Raw genomic sequence first — 21,984 nt, forward strand, 5'->3', positions numbered from 1 at the left:
GGTGTCGAATGACCGTGCGGGGTAGGTGGGTGCTGGCCGCTGTGACGACGGTGGCTCTGTTGCTCGGCGTGGTGGTGTGGCAGGGGGTCGCCCAGGACCGGTCACGATCTGCGGTGCCGACGGCAACTGGGGTCGACGACAGCCCCGGTCCGTCGGTCATCGTGCCCGGCCGGCCCGGAGAGCCGGCTCGAATCCGCCCTGCCGACGAGGTGCGGGCGATCGCCACCGGAGCGCACAACTCGCTGGATACCTGGTACGTCCAGATGATGATCCCGCATCATGAGCAGGCGCTGGAGATGTCGGAGTTGGCCCCGGGACGGGCCGCCGATCCACAGGTGGCGGCGCTGGCTGAGCGGATCCGGGCCAGTCAGGCGCCGGAGATCGAGGTGTTGCGGGCCTGGCTCGCCGCCCGCAACCTTCCGGTGGAGGTTCCCGAGCACGACCACAGCACGATGCGTGGCATGCAGTCGCCGGAGGCGATGCGCCGTCTCGCCGAGTCTCAGGGTGCCGAGTTCGACCGACTCTTCGTGGAGATGATGAGCGATCACCACGCCGGGGCTGTCGAAATGTCCATCGGTTTGCTGAAGGTCGGTGCGGAGCCGGTGCTGCTGGAGTTCGCGAACTCGGTCGCCGTCGAACAGAACGTTGAGATCAGCCGGATGCAGGAGCTGCTCGACAGCTGACCAGCCGACACCGCTCCGGCGCTCCGGGTCACGCTCCTGCCCCGGGGGTGGTGGTCGGGGCCGGTGGCGTCGTCGTGGGGGCGTCGCTCGGATCGGACGGCTCGGAGCTTGGCGATGGCGGCGGCTCGGGCGTTTCCGAGGAGTTCGGCGGCTCGCTCGGGCTCGGCGATGGGTCCGCCGAAGCCGACACCGATGCCGATGCCGATGCCGAAAGGGTTGGTGTCGGTGCCGGCGGCGGCTTACTGGTGGACCCGTTCGGTTGATAGGGGCGCTGCGGCGCCGAACTGGTCGTCGCGACGGGCGGCGGGGCTGCCCCGTCGTCGCCCGCCGTTGTCGGCGCCGACGACGGCGTCCCGCCCGGGCGGTCCGCGGCAGCGCCGCCGAGAGCCACCGCCGTGGCCAGGCCGGCGACCGCCACCACCGCGGTGGCCACCGCCCCAACCAGCGGTCCGCGTCGGCCGGGGCGGTACGTGTCGACGACCGGATTATCGGTGAGCGTCTTCGGCTCGGCAGTGCGCAGCGTCGCCGGAACCACCCGAGCCGTCGGTGCGGTTGCCGCGGTGGGATCCGACACCGCGGCGCGGGCGGCCGCTGCCATCGCAGCCCCACTGCTGAACCGGCTCTCGGGGTTCTTCGCCAGAGCTCGGCGGACCAGCGCCCGCACCGCCTCCGGAATGTCGTGGGGTAGCTCGGGGGGCTCTTCGTCGAGGTGCGCGACGGCGACCTGCAGCGGGTTTTCGCCGGTGAATGGCGGGCTGCCGCTGAGGCAGCAGTAGGCCACCGCCCCGAGCGCGTAGATGTCGGTGGCACCGGAGACCGGACGCCCGGCGGCCTGCTCCGGTGCCATGTAGAGCGCGGTTCCCGGTACGGCGTTGGTGCTGGTGATGCTCGTCACGCCAGTCGAACGGGCGACCCCGAAGTCGACCAGCACAACGGCACCGTTCTCCTGCACCACCAGGTTGCTTGGCTTGATATCCCGGTGCACGACGCCACGGCGATGCACAGCTTCCAGCGCTGCTGCGGCCTGCTCGACGATTGACATCGTCTCGGCCACGTCGAGCCCACCGGCGGCCTCGATCCGTCGGGACAGGGGTTCGCCGGTAACAAACTCCATGATCAGGTAGTTGGCCTGGTCGCCGTTGGGGAGCTCGTCCGCGCCGCAGTCGAAGACCTGCACCACCCCCGGGTGCCGCAGGGCGGCCATGATCCGCGCCTCAGAGCGGAACCGGGTGATGAAATCGGGGTCACAGACGAGCGTTGGTAGCAGTACCTTCACCGCCACGGGGCGGTCCAGGATCAGATCGACGCCCCGCCAGACGTCCCCCATGCCGCCGGTGGCGATCCGTTCGTCCAGGCGGTATCGACCGCTGAGCACGACACCCGATGTCAACACGCCAACACCGTACCCACCGCGGGCGGGGGTGCTGCGCCGCGGAGCCCCACCCGCCGCGGGGGCTCCGGTATTCCACCCGGATTTACGGAGTTCGTCTGCTAGACAGAGGGAGGCTGGCTCGCGGGCATCCACCTTCGTGGTGATCCGCGTTACGGTGGCACGGGTTGGACGTCGGCGCGGCGAAAGGGGCCGGACCATGGTGACGTCGCCGGAGGTGGATCACGGCACGGTCCTCACCTCCCCGGCCGCGGCTGCGAGCCACCTGTCGCGGATCTGTTTCAAGACCGGCCCGCCCCGATGGCTCGGCGTCGAGCTTGAATGGACCGTGCACGATGCGGTCGACCCCGCCCGTCCGGTCGGGGCTAACCGCCTACGGGCAGCCCTCGGGCCGCACAGCCCCCGCACCCTGGACACGACGAGCCCCGCCCAGCCGCTGAGGCATGGCGGCTCCGTCACTGTCGAGCCCGGCGGGCAGGTGGAGATCTCCACCGCAACACATACCTCGGTCATGGCCCTCGTCACCGCCACCGAAGCCGAGATCGCCGAACTCACCGCGTTACTCGAGCGAGCCGGGCTGGTCCTCGGTGCCGGTGGGATTGACGCCCACCGATCACCCCGTCCCGTGTTCGAAACCCCGCGGTACCGGGCGATGCGCCAGGTCTTCGATCGCCGTGGCCCGGCCGGGCGCAGGATGATGTACAGCACCGCCAGCCTCCAGGTCTGCCTGGATGTCGGCGAGGCGGATCAGCTCGCCGACCGCTGGGCCACGGCACACGCGATCGGTCCACCCCTGATCGCCGCCTTCGCCACCGCCGGCCGGCATGCCGGGCGAGCGACCGGCTGGGTCTCGGCCCGGATGGCCGCATGGCTGGCCATCGACCCGGCGCGGACCCGGGCGGTGTGGACTCCCGAGCAGGGCACCGCGGATCCGATCGCCAGTTGGACGGCGTACGTCCTCGCTGCCCCGTTGCTCTGCGTGCGGGATGGGCCGGACTGGACGGCTCCGGTCGGCGTCACCTTCGCCGACTGGCTCGCTGGCGCGCTGCCCCGGCCCCCCACAGTCGACGATCTCGACTACCACGTGAGCACGCTCTTTCCGCCGGTGCGTCCCCGCGGCTACCTGGAGCTGCGCTACCTCGACGCCCAACCGGAAGGCAGCTGGTCCGTGCCGGTGGCGGTGGTCGCCGCGTTGCTCTCCGAACCGGCCGTCACCCGGGCCGCCCGCTCGCTCGTCGGGGCACAGGCGCAGCGGTGGATCGCCGCCGCCCGGTACGGCCTGCACGACGACGCTCTCGCGGCGACGGCCGCCGACCTTTTTGATCTGGCGCTGACCGTGCTGCCCCGGCTGGGGCTACCGGCCGCCCTGCACGACGACCTTGACCGAGGCGTACGACGGCGGCGGGAGGCCGCGGGAAGGAGGCGGCGGTGACCGAGACAACCGACCGGCCCGACGGGGTACGACTGCGGGAGCACATCGCGACGGAGCTGGCCCGGGCCCGGGCCCGTACCGAGGTGTTGACCGACGCGGTTGACGACGCCGACCTGGTGCGACAGCATTCACCGCTGATGTCGCCCCTGGTCTGGGACCTCGCCCACGTCGGCAACCAGGAAGAGCTCTGGCTGGTCCGGGACGTTGGCGGCCGGGAGCCGGTCCGCCAGGACATCGACGAGCTCTATGACGCCTTCAAGCAGCCGCGCCGGGACCGGCCGGCGCTGCCGTTGCTGCCGCCGCCGCAGGCGCGGGCATATGTGTCGACGGTCCGGGACAAGGTCTTCGACCTCCTCGACGGGGTGACCTTCACCGATCGGCGGCTGGTCGCCGACGGCTTTGCCTTCGGCATGATCGTCCAGCACGAGCAGCAGCACGACGAGACCATGCTCGCGACCCATCAGCTGCGCTCCGGTCCGGCTGTCTTCGACGCGCCGCCGCCGCCGGAGCCTCGGGTCCGGGTCGGCGGGGAGGTACTGGTTCCGGCCGGTGAGTTCACCATGGGCACCGACACCGATCCCTGGGCGTTGGACAACGAGCGCCCCGCCCACCGGGTGCACCTGCCCGCGTACGTCATCGACGCGGCGCCGGTCACCAACGGTGCGTACGCGGCCTTCATCGCCGAGGGCGGGTACCGCGACCCACGGTGGTGGAGCAGCGCGGGGTGGGCGCACCTGCAGGAGGTGGGCCTGACGGCACCGTTGCACTGGCGCCCGGACGGCGACGGCTGGGCCTACCGCCGCTTCGGCCGATGGGCGCCGGTACGCGACGACGAGCCGGTGGTGCATGTCGGCTGGTACGAGGCGCAGGCCTACGCCACCTGGGCGGGAAAGCGGTTGCCGACCGAGGCGGAGTGGGAGAAGGCGGCCCGCTGGGACCCGGCGACCGGTCGGTCCCGCCGCTACCCGTGGGGCGACGGTGAGCCGACGACCAGCCACGCCAATCTGGGCCAGCAGCACCTCTGGCCGGCGCCGGTCGGGGCCTACCCGGCGGGTGCGTCGCCGCTCGGTGTCCACCAGCTGATCGGCGACGTGTGGGAGTGGACCTCGACCACCTTCCGCGGCCATCCCGGCTTCACGGCCTTTCCGTACCGGGAGTACTCCGAAGTCTTCTTCGGTGATGATTACCGGGTGTTGCGCGGCGGATCGTTCGGTACCGACCGGGCGGCCTGCCGGGGCACCTTCCGAAACTGGGACTATCCCATTCGGCGGCAGATTTTCAGTGGTTTCCGCTGCGCGCGGGACGTCGCCCCCGAAGAAGCACCCGAGTGAGGGCCCGCTGATGTGCCGTCACCTGGTCTATCTCGGGCCGCCGATCACCCTGCGGGAGTTGCTCTTCGATCCGCCGGCGTCGCTGGTCCAACAATCCTGGGCGCCGAAGGACATGCGCCGTGGCGGGTGTATCAATGCCGACGGCTTCGGTGTCGGTTGGTACTCCGACGACGGCGATCCGGTCCGCTACCGGCGGGCGCAGCCGATCTGGACCGACCCGACGATCGCCCAGCTGGCCGGCGTCACCCGGGCGGGCGCGATCCTCGCGGCGGTCCGGTCCGCGACCGTCGGCATGCCGGTGCTCGAGACGGCCGCCGCGCCGTTTCTGGAAGGGCGGTGGCTGTTCAGCCACAACGGGGCGGTTCGCGGCTGGCCGGACAGCCTGGCCTCGCTCGCTGGTGCGTTGCCGGTGCGTGACCTGCTCACCCTCGACGCGCCCACCGATGCAGCGCTGCTCTGGGCGCTGGTCCGGCACCGGCTGCGCGCCGGGGTCGAGCCGGGCCGCGCCGTGGCGGAGACGGTGGTGGCGGTGGCCCGGGCCGCCCCCGGGTCCCGGCTCAACCTGCTGCTCACCGATGGGCACACGGCGGTGGCGAGCGTCGCCGGGCACAGCCTGTCGATCCGTCGGACGCCGGACTCGGTGCTGCTGGCGTCCGAGCCGCACGACGACGACCCCGACTGGCAGGCGGTGCCAGAGGGGCAGCTGGTGGTGGCGACCGCCACCGGGGTGCGGACCAGTGCCCTGCTGGCGGAGTGATCGCCAGGCCGTTGATACCGCCGGAGACGCCAATGAGGAAGGGACAGACATGAGCGCAGAGCCGCTGGAGATCCACCTCGAAGAGCAGGACCTGGGCCGCAACCTGCGGCAGGATGTTCGTGCCGGGTTGACCGCCGAGGAGAAGTGGTTGTCCCCGAAGTGGTTCTACGATGCTCGGGGCAGCCAGCTCTTCGAGGAGATCACCCGGCTGGCGGAGTACTACCAGACCGGGGCCGAACGGGCGGTGTTGCTGGAGCGGGCTGCTGAGATCGCGACGATGAGTGGTGCCAAGACGCTGATCGAGTTGGGCTCCGGTTCCTCGGAGAAGACCCGGCTGTTGCTGGACGCGTTCACCCGCCACGGCGACCTGGGCACCTTTGTGCCGCTGGACGTGTCAGTGAGTGCGCTGCGTGAGTCCACCGCCCGGATCGCCGTGGACTATCCCGGCCTGCGTGTCCGGGGAATCGTTGGCGACTTCACCCGGCATCTTGATCGGCTGCCGGCGGGTGGGCGGCGGCTCGTGGTGTTTCTCGGCGGGACGATCGGCAACCTGCTGCCGGCCGAGCGCGCCGAGTTCCTCGCGGCGATGCGCGTCGCGCTGGAGCCGGGGGACTGGCTGCTGGTCGGCACCGACCTAGTGAAGGATCCGGCCGTCATTGTTCCCGCATACGATGACGCGGCGGGGGTGACCGCCGAGTTCAACCGCAACGTACTGCGGGTGATCAACCGGGAGCTGGGTGCCGATTTCGACCCAGCGGCCTTCGACCACGTCGCGCTCTGGAATCCGGAGCGGGAGTGGATCGAGATGCGGCTGCGGGCCCGGCACCCGATGCGGGTGCAGGTGCTCGACACCGAGGTGACGTTCGCCGCCGGGGAGGAGCTACGGACCGAAGTCTCGGCGAAGTTCCGACCCGAGGGGATCGCGGCGGAGCTGCGCGCGGCGGGCTTCGTCACCAGTGAGTTCTGGACGGATCCGGCCGGCCTGTTCGGCGTCACGCTCGCCCGCGCCGAGTAGGCGGACGCCGCCGGCCCCTCCTCGACTCACCGGCCCGCCCCCTCCTCTACCAACCGGCCTGGCCGGTCCGCCGACATCAGCGTCGTCGGTGGTCGGCTAGGGTGGTCGGCGCGAAGGGGAGTAGCCCCCAACGTCGTGGTCGACACACTGGTGTTCCGGCGCCCGGCCACACGGCCCCGCTCTGCGGGGCGGGCGAGACCTTCGACCCAGGTTGGTAGCCGGGTCGAGGTCCCTCCGTGCCTCTTTCCGGCCGGATCGGAAGGATGTCATGGCGGGTTTCCTCGTTGCGCTGGGAGTGAGCTTCGGCGTCGTCTTTGTCGCCGAGTTGGGGGACAAGTCCCAGCTGATGGCGCTGACCTTTGCCACCCGGTTTCGACCGTTGCCGGTGTTGGTCGGCATCACCGTGGCCACGGCCGTCGTACACCTCGCCTCGGTGGCGATCGGCTACGGGCTCGGTGCGGCGCTGCCTACCGGATGGATCGCGCTCCTCGCCGGCGTGGCGTTTCTCGGTTTCGGCGCCTGGACGCTTCGCGGCGACCGCCTCACCGAGCAGGAGCGCCGCAAGGCGGACCGGTCGGGTCGGCCGGCGGTGGTGGTCGGCGTCGCGTTCCTCCTCGCCGAGCTGGGCGACAAGACCATGCTGGCGACCATCACCCTGGCGACCCAGTACGGCTGGTTCGGTACCTGGGTCGGATCCACGCTCGGCATGGTCGCCGCGGACGCCTTGGCGATCATGGTGGGGCGGGTACTCGGTCGCAGGTTGCCCGAGCGGACCGTGCGCTTCGGTGCGGCGCTGCTCTTCGCCGGGTGTGGCCTCTGGCTGATCCTGGACGCGGCCGGGCAGCTCGGCTGACCTTCCGGGCGGTACGCCCTGCGCCGGCAGCGGGCGAACCGACCGAGTTCGGTTCGCCCGCTGCCGCGCTTTGGCGGTTTCGCCGACGGAAGCGCGGTGGCGTCCGTCGGCGACCGGTCGGCCTGGTCAGTCGTCGCGGTGCTGGTAAACGTCGGGTACCCCGTCGCGGTTGCTGTCCACCCGCTCCTTCACGGCGATACGCCGATAGGCCTTGTTGCGTCGGGTCAGCACGACGGAGGCGAGCAGCGCCGCGATCAGGGACCCACTGAGTACGGCAGCCTTGACGTTGTCATCGGCGGCACTGCTGTCGAAGGCGAGTTCACCGATCAGCAGCGACACGGTGAATCCGATGCCGGCCAGTAGGGAGACCCCGAGCAGGTCGGTCCAGGTGATGTCCCGGTCCAGCTCGGCTCGGGTGAACCGGGCGAGCAGGAACGTCGAGCCGAAGATACCGATTACCTTGCCGAGCACTAGGCCAGCGACGATGCCGACGACGATCGGGTCGGTGATCACGGCGCCGAGGTCGGCACCGCGTAGGGACACTCCGGCGGCGAAGAAGGCGAAGACGGGGACGGCGAAGCCGGCGGAGATCGGCCGCCAGCGGTGCTCGAGGTGCTCGGCGAGCCCGTGCTTGTCCCCTTCCCGGCCGCGCAGGACCGGCACCGTGAAGCCGAGCAGGACGCCGGCCACCGTGGCGTGCACGCCCGACTCGTGCACCAGGGTCCAGGCCACCAGGGCCAGCGGGATCAGCGCCCACCACCAGGTCTTGCGGCGCTGCACGAGCAGGCCGAAGAGGGCGATCGGCAGCAGCGCGAGCAGCAGCGGCATGAGTTTGAAGTCGCCGGTGTAGAAGATGGCGATGACCGTGATCGCGAGCAGGTCGTCCACCACGGCCAGGGTGAGCAGGAAGGCGCGGAGCCCTTGCGGCAGGTGGGATCCGATGACCGCCAGCACGGCGAGCGCGAAGGCGATGTCGGTGGCGGTCGGGATGGCCCAGCCGCGCAGGTTCTCGCCACCGGCGGAGAGGTTGATGCCGACGTAGATCAGGGCCGGAACGATCATGCCGCCGACCGCCGCGACGACCGGCAGGGCGGCACGTCGTGGATCGCGCAGGTCGCCGGCGACGAACTCGCGTTTGAGCTCGAGCCCGACCACGAAGAAGAAGATCGCCAGCAGGCCGTCGGCCGCCCAGGTGGCGAGGTCCAGGTTCAGGTGCAGGTCGGACCCGCCCGGCCAGGGCACCCACGATGCCAGGTTGGTGTAGGAGTCGCCCCAGGGCGAGTTCGCCCAGAGCAGCGCGATCACCGCGCCGAGCAGTAGCAGGCCGCCGCCGAAGGTCTCGGTCCGCAGCACGTCAGCCAGGAAGCGGGCCTCCGGCCAGGAGGTACGCGAAAAGAGGCGGCGGGCGCGGCCCGGGGGCGGGGTGCGGTCGGTCATACGCGCGGTCCATCCAAGCGGTGTCAGAGCAGCAGGAAACGTTCGCCGACCAGGCTTCCCGGCACACCGCTCACCACCCTATCCAGGCGAGTGACGGGACGGCGAGCGGAGACGACGTGACCTTGCCCCCGTCGCACCGTTTCGCCCGGGGGCGGCAGGGCGTCGGGCTTATCGATCGAATGGCGAAACTTCGGATATTTGATGTATGAGGCGTTGTAATGGTTTCACGGTATAAGTTGAGCTTAGGAGCTTTTATGAGTTTCTTTGGGGCTTTCGGCACGGTGCGGCGGCGTACCTGATGGACCGCTGCAGGGCGGACTCGTACATGGACAGCGGCCAGCGGGGCAAAACGGCCGCCCTGCTGGCAACGGGGGAGCAACGATGAAGATCGGCATCCTGGCGTATCACTTTCCACCGGAACCGGCTTTCATCCCGGGCAGCCTCGCGGAGGAGTTGGCCCGCCGTGGGCACGAAGTCCGGGTACTGACCGGATTTCCGGACTATCCGGGCGGGCACCCCTACCCGGGCTGGCGTCAGCGTTGGCGCCACGAGACCCGCAGTGAGCGGCTGACCGTGCGGCGGGTGCCCCGCTATCTTGGCCGGAACGGCCAGGTACGCGGCCGGTGGTCCGGCCCCCGCTCCTTCGCGGGCAGCGTGTCGCTGGTCGGCCGGCGGTTCTTCGCCGGTGTCGACGCCCTCTACGTGCACCAGCCGCCGGCCACCGCCTTCGCCGCCGCCCGCCTGCTGCGCGCGCTTCGACGGGTGCCGGCGGTAGTGCACGTTCAAGACGTGTGGGCGGGCCAGGAGCCGGCTGCCGGCGAGCCCGATCGGTGGACCGCTCGGCTCGCCCGGGCGATGGCCGCCACCTACCGCCGCGCCGACCGGGTCGCGGTCGCGGCCCCCTCGCTGCGGGACCTCGTCGTGACCGAGGGGGCCGACCCGGAGCGGGTCGAGATGGTGCTCAACTGGACCGACGAGCGGATCTTCCAGCCGGCTCCGCCGAGCCCGGCCGCCGGTCAGCTGATCCGTCGCGACGACCGCTGCGTGGTCATGCACGCCGGCACCATCGGCGCCCGACAAGGGCTGGAGACGGCGGTACGGGCGGCGGCGGCCCTCGACCAGCGGATGGATCTGGTGCTGGTCGGGTCGGGCGAGCAAGAGCGGCCGGTGCGGGGGCTCGCCGCCGAGCTGGGCGCCGACAACGTGCGGTTCGTCGACCGGCGCTCGCCGTTGGAGATGCCGGAGCTGTACGCCGCCGCCGACTACCAGTTGGTCATGCTTCGGGATCGGCCCGAACTACGCAGCACCCTGCCCGGCAAGTTGCCCACGGCCCTGTCCTGCGGGGCGCCGGTGATCGCCTCGGCCGGTGGCGACACCGCCGAGGTCGTGGAGAGCGCCCGGGCCGGACTGTCGTGTCCGCCGGAGGAGTGGGACGCCCTCGCCGACCGGTTCTGGTTGGCCACCACCATCCCGCCGACGGCCCGTGCCGAGATGGGGCGGCGGGGCCGGGAGGCGTACCTGCAGCAGATGTCGATGCCCGCCGGAGTGGACCGGATCGAAAGCCTGTTGGACGAGGCCGTCAGCGCACGCCGACAGTGAGGGCGACGCGCGCCGCCAGCGGTGCGGCTGGGGCGTTGGCGAGCCGGGTGGGTGTGTGTGGCAGCGGTGCCGGGCAGCCAGGAGTGGCGCCGGTCGGGGCGGGTAGTCGCCGCCCATGCCGACAATCGAGGACAAGAAGCGCTTGGTCCGCCGGCTCGCCGGGGGCGGGCGCGGCTTCGCTGAGCAGTACGGTTTCCGCACCACCAACAACCCGTCGAGCCTCTTTCAGCTGCTCTGCCTCGCCGTGTTGTTGTCCCGCCGCGGCGACGCCCGGCGAGCGATTGCGGCGGCCCGCGCCCTGCAGGTCCATGGCTGGGACAGTGCCGCCCGGCTGGCCCGCTCCACGCCCGCAGAGCGGGTCGGGCTGCTGCGCGACTGCGGCCTCCGGGCGGAAGCCGAGCAGACCGCCGACACGCTCGGGAAGTTGGCGCAGGCGGTCGTTGACCGGTACCGGGGCGACCTGCGCCGGTTGCGCGTGGTCGCCGCCCGCGATGCCGACCGGGAACGTGACCTGCTCACCGAGCTGCCCGGGGTGGACGACACGGCGGTTGTCCTGTTTCTCCGCGAGGTGCAGGCACTCTGGGCGGAGGTGCCGCCGGTCGCCGATCGGCGGGCGCTGGCCGCGGCCCGGCGGCTGGGCCTTGGGCGTTCCGCCGACGACCTGGCCGGACTGGCGGGTAACGGCCGGTCGGAGCGGCTGGCCTGGCTGGTGGGCGCGCTCGCCCGGGTTGACCTGGAGCAGCGATACCCGGAGGTGATCGGTCAGGCCGTACCAGCGCGGTGAGTGGGCAGACCCTTCTCCGCCGCCGGCAGCCGGCGGTTTCCGCACCCCGCGGGTGGGTATCCGATCGGCCGGACCGAAGGGACAGCATGGATTATCACACCTTTGTTGACCAGGTCGGGCAGCGGACGGGCACCCCTACCGCACAGGCGGTGGAGCTGACCCGGGCGGTCCTGGAGACACTTGCCGAGCGGCTGACCGGCGGGGAGGTGCTGGACCTAGCCGTACAGCTGCCGGCGCAACTGCAGGTGGTGCTGAAGCCGGGGCCCGAGAACGAGGCAGCGCAGCGGCTCGCGGCGGCGGAGTTCGTCACCCGGGTGGCCGCCCGCGCCCACGTTGACGAAGCGACTGCGCACGGGGCGGTCCGAGCGGTCTTCAGCACGCTGCGGGAGGCGATCAGCGGTGGTGAGTTCGACGATGTCGCGGTGCAGCTGCCCCGCGACTACCGGGAATTGGTGGAGCCGGCGCTGGCGCCGGGTTCGGCGCTGCGCCGGCCTTGATGCGCGGTGTTGACTCCCCGCACCCTCGGTGGCTAGGCGACGGCCCCCGCGGCATGCAGATCGGCGATGCGGTCAGCTCCGAAGCCCGCCTCGGCCAGCAGTTCGTCCGTGTGTTCGCCGGGGTGCGGCGGTGGACGGTGCAGGGCTGTCGGGGTACCGGAGAAGCGTGGTGCGGGCGCCGGCTGGGTCACCCCGTGGTGCTCCACAAAGGTGTCCCGCGCCGCCAGGTGCGGGTGGGCTGGTGCCTCCGCCCAATCCAGAACTGGGGCTACGCAGGCGTCCGAGCCGGCGAACAGCGTCGCCCACTCGTCCCGGGTCCGGGTCCGGAACAACCGTGCCCACGCCTCCCGCAACGCCGGCCAGTTCGCCGGGTCGGTGCGGTCCAGCGCGGTATCGCCGGGCAGCGGAAAGCCGGTGCGTTGGACCAGTTCGTCGTAGAACCGGGGCTCCAGCGCGCCCACCGCCAGGTGCTTTCCGTCGGCACACTCGTAGCTGTCGTAGAACGGTGCGCCCCCGTCGAGCAGGTTCACCCCGCGTGGGTCCTGCCACCTGCCGAGGCGGCGTAGGGCGTGGATCTGGGTGCTGAGCACCGAGACGCCGTCCACGATGGCGGCGTCCACCACCTGGCCGGTGGCGCCGCCGCGCACGGCGTACAGGGCGCTGATCAGGCCGAGGGCGAGTAGCATCCCACCGCCACCGAAGTCGCCGAGCAGGTTCAGCGGCGGAACCGGACGTTCGTTGGCCCGCCCGATCCCGTGTAGCGCCCCGGTCAGGGCCAGGTAGGTGATGTCGTGCCCGGCTTCGGGTCTGGCGGGACCGTGCTGCCCCCAGCCGGTCATCCGCCCGTACACGAGGCGTGGGTTCACCGCGTGGCAGTCCGCCGGGCCGAGACCAAGTCGCTCGGTCACGCCGGGCCGGAAACCCTCGATCAGCACATCCGCACCGGCGGTCAGCGCGAGCGCCACGTCGCGGCCGGAGGGTGACTTCAGGTCCACGCCGATTGATCGCCGTCCCCGGTTCAGCAGGTCGGGGTGCGGGGTGCCGAAGGCGGTCGGGTCCACGTCGGCCGCGCGGTCCACCCGGATCACCTCGGCGCCCAGATCGGCCAGCATCATTGCGGCGAATGGCCCCGGCCCGATGCCAGCCAGCTCGATTGCCCGCACCCCGGCGAGGGGGCCGGCCGGTACGTTGTCGGTCATCGGGCCACGATAAGCGCCGATGGGTTCGGGTGGTAGGGGGCTTGGTGCGCTGGTTGGTACTGAGTGCCGTTGCCGGGGTGCCGCGTGGCGGCTTGGACCCGGGCTGCCCTACCCTTGGTCGAGACGAGGGGAGTACTTCCCGCGAGCCATTCCGGTCAGTACGGCGGGCCCCGGAGCCTGCCTCGGATGGTTGCCCACGAAAGTGGGTGAAGGAGACCTCGAGCATGGCATCGTGTTCGAGGAGGCTCCATGACCGATTTGTACCTTTCTGCCGAGCTGCAGTCGGTCGGTACACCGACGCTGTGGGGCGTCACCATCGCCGGTATCGTCGTGCTGCTGGTGCTCGACTTCCTGGTCACCCGGCGGCCGCACGAGGTATCGCTCCGGGAGGCGCTGGCCTGGTCGGCGTTCTACCTCGCGCTGCCGCTGGCGTTCGGCGCCTGGCTCTGGTCCCGCTACGGCTCGCAGCAGGGCGTCGAGTACCTGACCGGCTACCTGGTGGAGAAGTCCCTCTCGGTAGACAACCTCTTCGTCTTCATGCTGCTGCTGGCCGCGTTCGCGGTGCCCCCGGTGCTCGCCCAGCGGGTCCTGCTGTTCGGGATCACCGGTGCCCTGGTGCTGCGCGCGGTGTTCATCGCACTCGGCGCGGCTGCTCTGCAGACACTCGACTTCGCCTTCCTGCTCTTCGCCCTCATCCTGCTCGCCACCGCGGCGAAGCTGCTGCGCGACGCGATCTCCGGCCAGGAGCAGGAGGTCGACATCAACGGAATGCGCTCGGTACGGCTCCTGCGCAGGTTCATGCCGGTCACCCAGGACTACCAGGGTACGAAGATGGTCGTCCGCCTCGCCGGCCGGCGAACCCTCACCCCGCTGGCCCTGGTGGTCGTCGCGGTGCTCGCCACTGATGTGGTCTTCGCCGTCGATTCGGTGCCCGCCGTGTACGGCATCACCGAAGATCCGTACCTGGTCTTCGCCACCAACGCCTTCGCGCTGCTCGGGCTGCGGGCGCTCTACTTCGTCCTGCACGCCGCGCTCAGCCGGCTGGTTCACCTCAACTACGGACTCGCGGTCATCCTCGCCTTCATCGGAGTGAAGCTGGGCCTGCACTGGGCCCACGGGGTCTGGCCGGGGGTGCCGCAGATTCCGACCCTGGCATCACTCGCAGTGATTCTCGTTGTCCTCGTGGCGGTCACCGCCACAAGCCTGTACGCGACCCGTACCAGCAGGTCGGGCGCCAGCACCGTCGGCCGGGGCCCCACCTGACCGAGGGCGTTCACCATCGGTGCGCGGCGCCCGCGGTGCCGCCGGGCAACCGGGAGGTTTGTCCAGCCTTGCCCGGGGAACGGCGGTGGAATGACGAAGCCTCGGGTGGTGATCGTAGGGGCCGGTTTCGCCGGGTACCACGCGGCAAAGACACTCAGCCGGCTGGCCCGGGATCAGGCCGAGATCGTGCTGCTGAACACGACCGACTACTTCCTGTACCTGCCGCTGCTGCCGGAGGTCGCCGCCGGTGTCGTCGAGCCGTCCCGGATCTCGGTGCCGCTGGCGGGGACCCTCGATGGCGTCCGCCTCGTGGTCGGCGAAGCCGACCACGTTGACCTGCGGAACCGCTGGGTCGGTTTCACCCAGCCGGAGGGGGAGCGGAACCGCCTCGCGTACGACCGGCTGGTGCTGGCGGTCGGCAGCGTCAACAAGCTGCTGCCGATCCCGGGGGTGACCGAGTACGCGCACGGCTTTCGCGGCCTGCCAGAGGCGCTCTACCTCCACGACCACGTGGTGCGACAGGTTGAACTCGCGGAACAGGCCACCGACCCGGCCGAACAACGGGCGCGGTCCACCTTCGTGGTGGTGGGAGCCGGCTACACCGGTACGGAGGTGGCCGCCCACGGGCAGCTGTTCACCGACCGGCTCGTCGGGCAGCGGTCCCGGCTGAAGCTTCGGCCCCGGTGGATGCTGGTCGACGTGGCGCCGCGGGTGCTACCCGAGCTGGACCGGCGGATGTCCGACACCGCCCACCGGGTCCTGGACGAGCGGGGCGTGGATGTGCGGATGGGAACCTCGGTTGCGGTCGCGACCGCCGATGGGGTCAAGCTCACCGACGGGGAGTTCATCCAGACCTGCTCCCTCATCTGGTGTGTCGGGGTCCGCCCCGATCCATTTGTGGAGCAGCTCGGTCTGCGGACCGAGAAGGGCCGGCTGGTGACCGATGAGTACCTCAACGTGCCGGGCTTTCCGGAGGTGTACGCCTGTGGCGACGCCGCGGCCGTGCCCGACCTGGCCCAGCCCGGGCAGGTATGCGCGATGACCGCCCAGCACGCCCAGCGGCAGGGCAAGCTGGTCGCCCGCAACATCGCCGCCTCGTACGGGCAGGGCACCCGCAAGCCGTACCACCACCATGACCTGGGCTGGGTGGTTGACCTGGGTGGTCGGGATGCGGCGGCGAACCCGTTGAAGGTGCCGCTGGCCGGACTGCCCGCCAAGGTGGTGACCCGGGGATATCACCTGCTCAACCTGCCCGGTAATCGCGCCCGGGTGGGCGCCGACTGGCTGCTGGACGCTACCCTGCCCCGTCCGGCGGTCCAGTTGAGCCTGGTGCCGGCCAACTCGGTTCCGTTGGAGAGCAGCTCCCCCGAGGTGCCCGCCCCGATGGGATAGGCAGGGGAAGGGGCCCGCCGCGACCAGATGGTGCGACCAGGTTTTGGCGGTGGCCCCTTCCCGTTACGGGGCGCCGGGCTAGCCCGCCATCCCGGCCCCCACCTCGTCGATCGCGTCGTCGACGGCGTGGGCCAGGTCAACGTCCGGTCCGGTCACCTCGGGAGCCCTTCGGGGCCGGGAGGTCGCCACCGTCAACACGGCGGTGGTGCGGTCCGGTTGTCCGATCGAAGGTCCGCGTCCGATCTGCAGTCGGAGCCGGTCGAGTCGGTCCAGCACCCGGCCGAGGTTCTCGGTGGGCAGCTCGACTGTTCGGGACAGCCCGTGCCGATCACCGGACCAGTACGGGAGGCGGGCCAACTCCTCGCGTAGCTGTTCCTCGTCGAGCGGTGGGGTTGCGGCCGTCCCTCCGATCACGCCGCCCCCGGGCTCGGGCGGGGCGAGTAGGTCCCGCAACTCCTCCGGGACGTGCAGCGACTCGACCAGGTCCGCATCCCGGTCGGCCAGCGCGGTGAGGGTGGCCGCCGCCTGGTACCGGGCCTGCTCCGGGGTACGGCCGCTCAGCCGCCCCACCTCGGCGAGGAAGCCGGGTAGGTCGGGGCGGTCCTCGATACCGCCCACCGGGATGATGTCGTGTAGCCGGCTCGGCACGGCCGCGAGTAGCCGGCCGCGTTCGGCCGCACCCAGTGTGCGGGCCAGGGTCAGCACCGTCGCCGTCGCGCCCACCTTCGCGGTGGGGAAGTCGACCCCGGACCGCCGGCCGACATCGGCCACCAGATCCTGGTAGCTGATCGTGGTGGCACTGCTGGGGCCACTGTCCGGGATAGGCCGTGAATGTTCCGCGGTGCCGACCGGAGGTGGGGCGGGACCACCGTTGGTGCTGGTCGGTTTGTGGCGTCCCGCTGGCGCGGGTCCGTTGCGCCGCCGTTGGTCAAGGCTGGTCAACTGCTTGGTGGCGCCCAGGCTGGCCCCGGTCCCGCTGGGCCGCTGTCCCTGGCTCCGGGCCTGACGGGCGAGTGCCCGGCGGCGTTGGTTGTCGCCCTCCATCTGCTTGCGCATGTGGCCTCCTCCAGTGCGGTTCCCGCTGTCATCGATGCCTTCCCACCGCTGGCGAGCAGGAAACGGGCCTGGGCATGGCCGCGGAGTCGGCGCGGGATCCTCATCCGACCGGGGTGATGGTTGCTCACCCGGTTGAGCCGGACGATCGCAGTGGACCGGTGGACTTCCGAGGTATGCGGAAGGGAAGGTCGTGATGAAGCGGATCGTCGAGATCATCCCCGCCCGACCCGGCTGGTACGCACGTTGGCGGCTGGCACCCGGTGGCACCCGGTGCTACCCGGTCAGCCTGTGGGTCCTGCTTGAGGAGAGCGACGGCACGGGCCGGGAGGTGATCGGGGTGGATTGCGTCGGGCAGTGGCCCGGTGCGGACGACAACGAGTCCGGCGGGGAGTTTCTCCGCTACCTCTTCCAGACTCCGGATTCGGGCGCGCCTGGGGATGCCGAACCAGCGACGGTGGTGCCGGGGCGGGTAACCGGCCCTGACCTGCGGGCGGTGTAGGCAGCGGGCGGTGTGAGCAGCGGTATCGACGATGGAGAGCGGCGCGGTGCCGCTCTTCCGCCCGCAGCGTTCGGCCGGACCGACGGTAGCGGTGACCTGAGGTGTCGGAACTCGGCGGGTCGTTCGAATGTTGAATATTTTTCCCGAATGTCCCCGGCGGTGGCCCCGGGCACCGAGGATCGACAGTGGGGATAGACGTACCAGCTGTCTGGGGGCGACAGTATGAGGTTCTCCGTCGTAGACGTCGGTTACGACCAGCGGCAGGTCGATTCCTGCCTGGATGAGCTCGGGGTTCGATTGAGCCGGTTGGCGGCACGTGCAGAGGGCACCGCGCGGGCCGGCCGGGAGTGGGACGAGATTCGCGAGGAGGCGGCGGGTCTCTGTGGGGTGCTTCAGCGGCTCGACCTTGGCGACGTGGCGCGGCGGCCCGTTGACCCACCCGATCGGGAAGCCGCTGAGCGGGAGGTGACCGATTTGCTGCTCCGGGCGCGACTGGAGTTCGACTCCGCCCGGGAGGAGGCTCGACAGGTGCGCGAGCAGGCCTACACCGAGGCGGTGCAGGCCCGTCGGGAGCTTGAGGCGGCGCTACACGCTCGACGGCGCCGGGCGGTCCGGGTTGACGAGATCCTCGGTGGCGCGACGGAGGCGGTGCCGACCGACACGCCGACCGCCGCCTCCGCCGTGGCGCCGAGCCGAGCCGCCCACTGAGGGGTAATTCGCCTACCGGGGACCATGGCCCCGCCGGGGATGGTTCGCCTGGTGGGGATGGACGCACCCGGTTGTGCGGCGCGGGATCCCGTCACACCAACGCGCCGACGATGGTGTTCGCCCGGGTTTCGTGCTGGGCGTACGCGTCGGGGAAAGCCGATACCTGGACAGACTGGGCAGCCCAAGCGACGCTCATCTCCTGCCAGCCGGGGACCTGTAGGAGTGCCTGGTAGAACGCCTCGGCGGCGTAAGTCGGAGTCATCAGCTCGGCGACGCTACCCCAGCCGGTGCTTGCGCGCTGCTGGAACAGGCCGACCGAGTCGTGGTCCCAACCAACCGCCTCATGCGGGTAGTTCTGTGACTCCGGCACGCCCGCGTTGGCGTAGTTGAGCAGGGTGCTCTCCTGCATCGCGGTGGCGATGGCGACGACCAGACCACGATGCGGGATGCTCATCTCGGTCCCGACGTCGACGATCGTCTTTGCGTTGTCCATCTGGGTCTGGGTCAGCCCGGCGACCGGTTGGGGCGGTGCCGGCATGCTGAAGGTCGGCTCCTGCTCGGCCGCAGTGGGGCTGGCGGTTTCGGTCGGGGTGGCGGTCTCGGTCGGGCTGGGGCTGGTCGAGGCGGCGTCGTCGCGAAGGAGGGAGCGCGTAGCGCGCTCTGCCGCTTCGCCCCGTTCCGCTGCCGCCTCGGCGACTGCGGCCTGCTCGGGCTGCTCGGGGGTCTGCCGCGTCCCAATGAAAGTGGCTACGCCGAGGCAGCCGGTGAGGCCGGCGGCGAGCGCGACCCGGGCCGGGGTTGACGCCAGCAGCGTGCGTAGCCCGCTACTGGAGGTGCGGACGGGCTGGGTAGTCCGTTCGGTGGAGGTTTCATCGGTCGACTGGGTAGCCGATCCGTGCTGTGTTGTCTTCTCGGTGAACGCGTCGTCGGGGTGCATCCGCCGAGGCTAGAAAGCAGATCGCTCGCTGCCATCGGTCCGATCCGTGGGGTGCGTCACTAATTGCCGCACAGTTCGGATGGGGTGGATGAGGTCCGGGGAAACCGTACAAACCTCATTTATCGCTAATGTCGGAAATAGGCGTTTAGGGAGCTGGAAAGGTTACAAGGTTCTGATCTTGCCGGGTGGCCTGATCCATGGCTTAACCCCTCCTCCGAACAGCTGGCGACTGATCCGGCGTTCGGTTAAGCAGTGGTCGGTCGGACTGCTGACCCGACAGGTCCGGATCGCCATGGCTCAGTGTCGGCCGTTGTCGGTCAGCGCCACCGTCAGGTGGTGCCGGCTCGCATCCTCGGTGGAGAAGGGCCAGAGCCGATCAGCGTGTTCCACCAGGTCAGCCAACTGTTGGCGGGTCAGTCCGACCGACGAGATGGAGGCGTTCACGTCGGCCCGGTACCGGCCGTCGTCGTCGCGGCCGAGCTTCGCCTCGGCCCGCACTTGGACCGTGTGGGCCTCGTCGGTGATCTCACCGGCCGCTTCCACCGCGGCGTGGTGCAGGCAGGAGGCGAAGGCCGCAGCGAGCAACTGCGACGGGCTCAGCCCGGTGCAGTGCGGAGCCAGTGGGGATGCCAGGGCGGTGGAGAGCCCGCCATCCTCGGTGCGGACGTGCCCGCCCTCCGCCGTCGCGGTGGCTGTCTCGTTCAGCCAGGAGCTGTGCTGGGACATGGTGTTCCTCCCGTCACTCACCCCGGGCTACCCGGCGTTCGGCCGCGCGAAACCGCGCTCCGGGCAGCGAAGAGCAGCTCCGGGGAGCGGAGTCGGCTGGGCCTGTCGTTTCGTTTCGGCCCCGGCCGGGAGCGTCCGAGTAGCCTGCACAGCGGGGGCACAGGAAGCGCACAACCGCCCTACAGCGGGAGCATCCAGGATGAGGGCCATGATGACCAACGAGCAGGTGGGACCAGCCCGGGTTGACCTCCGCCGCCCCGACGGTCAGCCCGTGCGGGTCCTGGTGGTTGACGACGAATCCACCCTGTCCGACCTGCTGTCGATGGCGCTGCGCTACGAGGGTTGGCAGGTGCGTACCGCCGGCAATGGGATGGCGGCGCTGAGCACGGCCCGTCAGTTCCAGCCGGACGCCGTGGTGCTCGACGTGATGCTGCCCGACCTGGACGGCTTCGCGGTGCTGCGTCGCCTACGCGAGGTGGCTCCGACCGTGCCGGTGCTCTTCCTGACCGCGCGGGACGCGGTCGAGGACCGGATTGCCGGGTTGACCGTCGGCGGCGATGACTACGTGACCAAGCCGTTCAGTCTGGAGGAGGTGATCGCCCGCCTGCGAGCGCTGCTGCGCCGCTCCGGCTTCGCGATCGCCGCCCGGCAGGAGGCCGTGCTCACCGTCGGCGACCTCTCCCTCGACGAGGACAGCCACGAGGTGAGCCGGGGCGGAAAGTTGATCGCGTTAACCGCCACCGAGTTTGAGTTGCTGCGTTATCTCATGCGTAACCCGCGCCGGGTGCTCAGCAAGGCGCAGATCCTGGACCGCGTCTGGAACTACGACTTCGGAGGTCAGGCCAACGTGGTCGAGCTGTACATCTCGTACCTGCGCAAGAAGATCGACGTCGGCCGCGCGCCGATGATCCACACCCTGCGCGGGGCGGGCTATGTGCTCAAGCCCGCCGACTGAAGGGGTGGGTTGGCGGCGGTGGGTGGCCGGTCGGTCGCTGCGGACCCGGCTGGTGGTCATCCTGGTCTCCCTGCTGGCCGCGGTTAGCGTCGGCATCGGTGGGATCACCACCGTCGCGTTACGGGACTTCCTAACTGACCGAATCGACCGGCAACTCCAGGCCGATGCCGGACCACAGGGCTTTCCCTCTCCCGAGCGGCGGCGCGAGTGGCAGGAACTCAAGATCCCGGCCGGAATGGGAGTGGGGTCGGTCATCGCGGAACTGCAGGATGGCCGGGTCACCGAGGCCCGCATCCAGACCGAGGCCCGCGAGGACGGTGGGAAGAGCATCGCGTCCGAGGCGGTGGCGGCGTTGGGCGGCCTGGTGCCGGGCGCCGATCCGCGCACGGTGGATCTGGAGCAGGGGGAGTACCGGGCCATAGCCAGGCAGTGGCCGGACGGCCGGGTGACCGCGTTCGCCCTCCCCCTCGCCGAGGTGCAGGAGACGGTGATGTGGATGGTCGTCGCGCAGGCCGGAATCGCGGGCACCGGGCTGATCGTCGCCGGCACCACCGGGGCACTGATGGTCCGGCGCACCCTGCGCCCGCTGCGGCGGGTCGCCGCCACGGCCGCCCAGGTCAGCGAATTGCCGTTGGACCGGGGCGCGGTGACGCTGCCGGTGCGGGTGCCGGGCGCCGACACCGACACCCGCACCGAGGTGGGCCAGGTCGGTGCCGCGCTCAACCGAATGCTCGGGCACGTCGCCGCCGCGCTCGCCGCGCGGCAGGCCAGCGAAACACGGGTGCGTCAGTTCGTCGCCGACGCGAGTCACGAACTGCGGACCCCGCTGGCGGCCATCCGAGGGTACGCGGAGGTGGCCCGGCGAGGCCGGGACCAGGTGCCGCCCGACGTGGCGCACGCCCTGCGCCGCGTCGAGTCCGAGAGCACCCGGATGACCGGCCTGGTGGAGGATCTGTTGCTGCTCGCCCGGCTCGACTCAGGTCGCCCGCTCGCGGTCGCGTCGGTGGACCTCTCCGTGCTGGTCGTGGATGCCGTCAGTGACGCGCACGTCGCCGGATCCGAACACCGCTGGCAGTTGGACCTGCCCGAGGAGCAGATCGCCGTGCCCGGTGACGCGGCCCGGCTGCACCAGGTGGTGGCCAACCTCCTGACCAACGCCCGGGTGCACACGCCGGCCGGTACCACTGTCACCACCAGCCTCGCTGTTGAGCCCGACGCGGCGGTGCTCCGGGTCGCCGACGACGGCCCCGGTATTCCGGCGGAGCTGCAACCAGAGGTCTTCGAGCGCTTCGCGCGCGCGGACAGCTCGCGGTCGCGGTCGCAGGGCAGCACCGGGTTGGGGCTCGCCATCGTCGCCGCGGTGGTCGACGCCCACCACGGGACCGTCTCGGTGCGCAGCCGACCCGGTCGCACCGTGTTCACCGTACGGCTGCCGAATTCCACAGCGGAGGCATAGCGAACCCATGGGGGT

At 70.8% G+C, this 21,984-nt stretch carries 21 protein-coding genes; 15 read left to right on the forward strand and 6 right to left on the reverse strand.

The window, feature by feature from the left end:
- Positions 1 to 8: 8 nt before the first annotated feature.
- Positions 9 to 683, forward strand: a complete 675-nt coding sequence (locus SALPAC2_RS0103500; protein WP_026184379.1) for a DUF305 domain-containing protein — start codon at positions 9 to 11, stop codon at positions 681 to 683.
- A 28-nt stretch (positions 684 to 711) separates the two neighbouring features.
- On the opposite strand, the gene SALPAC2_RS0103505 is transcribed toward SALPAC2_RS0103500, so the two are convergent.
- Positions 712 to 2,058 (reverse strand): serine/threonine-protein kinase, encoded by a 1,347-nt coding sequence (locus SALPAC2_RS0103505; protein WP_018215252.1) that lies wholly within the window; start codon positions 2,056 to 2,058, stop codon positions 712 to 714.
- Between the two features lie 214 nt (positions 2,059 to 2,272).
- Here SALPAC2_RS0103505 and SALPAC2_RS0103510 point away from each other — a divergent pair, with 214 nt between their 5' ends.
- From SALPAC2_RS0103510 to SALPAC2_RS0103530, 5 genes are all read left to right on the forward strand, one after another.
- Positions 2,273 to 3,505, forward strand: a complete 1,233-nt coding sequence (locus SALPAC2_RS0103510; RefSeq protein WP_018215253.1) for a glutamate-cysteine ligase family protein — start codon at positions 2,273 to 2,275, stop codon at positions 3,503 to 3,505.
- Positions 3,502 to 4,836 (forward strand): ergothioneine biosynthesis protein EgtB, encoded by a 1,335-nt coding sequence (gene egtB, locus SALPAC2_RS0103515; protein ID WP_018215254.1) that lies wholly within the window; start codon positions 3,502 to 3,504, stop codon positions 4,834 to 4,836. Before SALPAC2_RS0103510 ends, egtB begins: the two co-directional genes overlap by 4 nt.
- A gap of 10 nt (positions 4,837 to 4,846) precedes the next feature.
- Entirely contained in the window at positions 4,847 to 5,593 is a 747-nt protein-coding gene (egtC, locus tag SALPAC2_RS0103520; protein WP_018215255.1) for an ergothioneine biosynthesis protein EgtC, read from the forward strand.
- Between the two features lie 49 nt (positions 5,594 to 5,642).
- Positions 5,643 to 6,608: an L-histidine N(alpha)-methyltransferase gene (egtD, locus tag SALPAC2_RS0103525; protein ID WP_018215256.1), complete on the forward strand. Its 966-nt coding sequence runs from the start codon at positions 5,643 to 5,645 to the stop codon at positions 6,606 to 6,608.
- Positions 6,609 to 6,876: 268 nt separating this feature from the next.
- Positions 6,877 to 7,461, forward strand: a complete 585-nt coding sequence (locus SALPAC2_RS0103530) for a TMEM165/GDT1 family protein (protein WP_018215257.1) — start codon at positions 6,877 to 6,879, stop codon at positions 7,459 to 7,461.
- Between the two features lie 126 nt (positions 7,462 to 7,587).
- Here SALPAC2_RS0103530 and nhaA read toward each other — a convergent pair whose 3' ends face one another.
- Complete coding sequence (nhaA, locus tag SALPAC2_RS0103535) at positions 7,588 to 8,898, reverse strand: Na+/H+ antiporter NhaA (RefSeq protein WP_018215258.1); 1,311 nt, start codon at positions 8,896 to 8,898, stop codon at positions 7,588 to 7,590.
- Between the two features lie 381 nt (positions 8,899 to 9,279).
- Between nhaA and SALPAC2_RS0103540 the strand changes: the two genes are divergently transcribed.
- From SALPAC2_RS0103540 to SALPAC2_RS0103550, 3 genes are all read left to right on the forward strand, one after another.
- Entirely contained in the window at positions 9,280 to 10,497 is a 1,218-nt protein-coding gene (locus SALPAC2_RS0103540; RefSeq protein ID WP_018215259.1) for a glycosyltransferase family 4 protein, read from the forward strand.
- Positions 10,498 to 10,612: 115 nt separating this feature from the next.
- Entirely contained in the window at positions 10,613 to 11,281 is a 669-nt protein-coding gene (locus tag SALPAC2_RS0103545; RefSeq protein WP_018215260.1) for a hypothetical protein, read from the forward strand.
- An 86-nt stretch (positions 11,282 to 11,367) separates the two neighbouring features.
- Positions 11,368 to 11,778, forward strand: coding sequence for a DUF2267 domain-containing protein (locus SALPAC2_RS0103550; protein ID WP_018215261.1), 411 nt, complete (start codon positions 11,368 to 11,370; stop codon positions 11,776 to 11,778).
- A 32-nt stretch (positions 11,779 to 11,810) separates the two neighbouring features.
- Here the strand turns inward: SALPAC2_RS0103550 and SALPAC2_RS0103555 are convergent, their stop codons facing one another.
- Positions 11,811 to 12,977, reverse strand: coding sequence for a CaiB/BaiF CoA transferase family protein (locus SALPAC2_RS0103555; RefSeq protein ID WP_018215262.1), 1,167 nt, complete (start codon positions 12,975 to 12,977; stop codon positions 11,811 to 11,813).
- A 249-nt stretch (positions 12,978 to 13,226) separates the two neighbouring features.
- Here SALPAC2_RS0103555 and SALPAC2_RS0103560 point away from each other — a divergent pair, with 249 nt between their 5' ends.
- Together SALPAC2_RS0103560 and SALPAC2_RS0103565 are read left to right on the forward strand one after the other, a co-directional pair.
- The gene (locus SALPAC2_RS0103560; protein WP_018215263.1) at positions 13,227 to 14,240 is read left to right on the forward strand and encodes a TerC/Alx family metal homeostasis membrane protein; all 1,014 of its coding nucleotides are present in this window, start codon (positions 13,227 to 13,229) and stop codon (positions 14,238 to 14,240) included.
- A gap of 90 nt (positions 14,241 to 14,330) precedes the next feature.
- Positions 14,331 to 15,632, forward strand: a complete 1,302-nt coding sequence (locus tag SALPAC2_RS0103565) for an NAD(P)/FAD-dependent oxidoreductase (protein WP_018215264.1) — start codon at positions 14,331 to 14,333, stop codon at positions 15,630 to 15,632.
- A gap of 78 nt (positions 15,633 to 15,710) precedes the next feature.
- Here SALPAC2_RS0103565 and SALPAC2_RS0103570 read toward each other — a convergent pair whose 3' ends face one another.
- Complete coding sequence (locus SALPAC2_RS0103570; RefSeq protein ID WP_018215265.1) at positions 15,711 to 16,688, reverse strand: DUF2267 domain-containing protein; 978 nt, start codon at positions 16,686 to 16,688, stop codon at positions 15,711 to 15,713.
- Between the two features lie 193 nt (positions 16,689 to 16,881).
- On the opposite strand from SALPAC2_RS0103570, the gene SALPAC2_RS0103575 reads away from it, so the two are divergent.
- Both SALPAC2_RS0103575 and SALPAC2_RS0103580 read left to right on the forward strand, forming a co-directional pair.
- Positions 16,882 to 17,187: a hypothetical protein gene (locus tag SALPAC2_RS0103575; protein WP_018215266.1), complete on the forward strand. Its 306-nt coding sequence runs from the start codon at positions 16,882 to 16,884 to the stop codon at positions 17,185 to 17,187.
- Between the two features lie 222 nt (positions 17,188 to 17,409).
- Positions 17,410 to 17,895: a hypothetical protein gene (locus tag SALPAC2_RS0103580; RefSeq protein ID WP_018215267.1), complete on the forward strand. Its 486-nt coding sequence runs from the start codon at positions 17,410 to 17,412 to the stop codon at positions 17,893 to 17,895.
- 91 nt (positions 17,896 to 17,986) lie between these two features.
- On the opposite strand, the gene SALPAC2_RS0103585 is transcribed toward SALPAC2_RS0103580, so the two are convergent.
- Together SALPAC2_RS0103585 and SALPAC2_RS0103590 are read right to left on the reverse strand one after the other, a co-directional pair.
- The gene (locus SALPAC2_RS0103585) at positions 17,987 to 18,832 is read right to left on the reverse strand and encodes a hypothetical protein (RefSeq protein ID WP_018215268.1); all 846 of its coding nucleotides are present in this window, start codon (positions 18,830 to 18,832) and stop codon (positions 17,987 to 17,989) included.
- Positions 18,833 to 19,129: 297 nt separating this feature from the next.
- Positions 19,130 to 19,558: an OsmC family protein gene (locus SALPAC2_RS0103590; protein ID WP_018215269.1), complete on the reverse strand. Its 429-nt coding sequence runs from the start codon at positions 19,556 to 19,558 to the stop codon at positions 19,130 to 19,132.
- 208 nt (positions 19,559 to 19,766) lie between these two features.
- Here SALPAC2_RS0103590 and SALPAC2_RS0103595 point away from each other — a divergent pair, with 208 nt between their 5' ends.
- Positions 19,767 to 20,513 carry a response regulator transcription factor gene (locus tag SALPAC2_RS0103595; RefSeq protein ID WP_018215270.1) on the forward strand — a complete coding sequence of 249 codons (747 nt, stop codon included), beginning with the start codon at positions 19,767 to 19,769 and terminating at the stop codon, positions 20,511 to 20,513.
- 22 nt (positions 20,514 to 20,535) lie between these two features.
- Complete coding sequence (locus SALPAC2_RS0103600) at positions 20,536 to 21,969, forward strand: sensor histidine kinase (RefSeq protein WP_026184381.1); 1,434 nt, start codon at positions 20,536 to 20,538, stop codon at positions 21,967 to 21,969.
- The last annotated feature ends 15 nt before the right edge of the window (positions 21,970 to 21,984 follow it).

This window comes from Salinispora vitiensis, from assembly GCF_000378825.1.
GTDB classification, from domain to species: domain Bacteria; phylum Actinomycetota; class Actinomycetes; order Mycobacteriales; family Micromonosporaceae; genus Micromonospora; species Micromonospora vitiensis.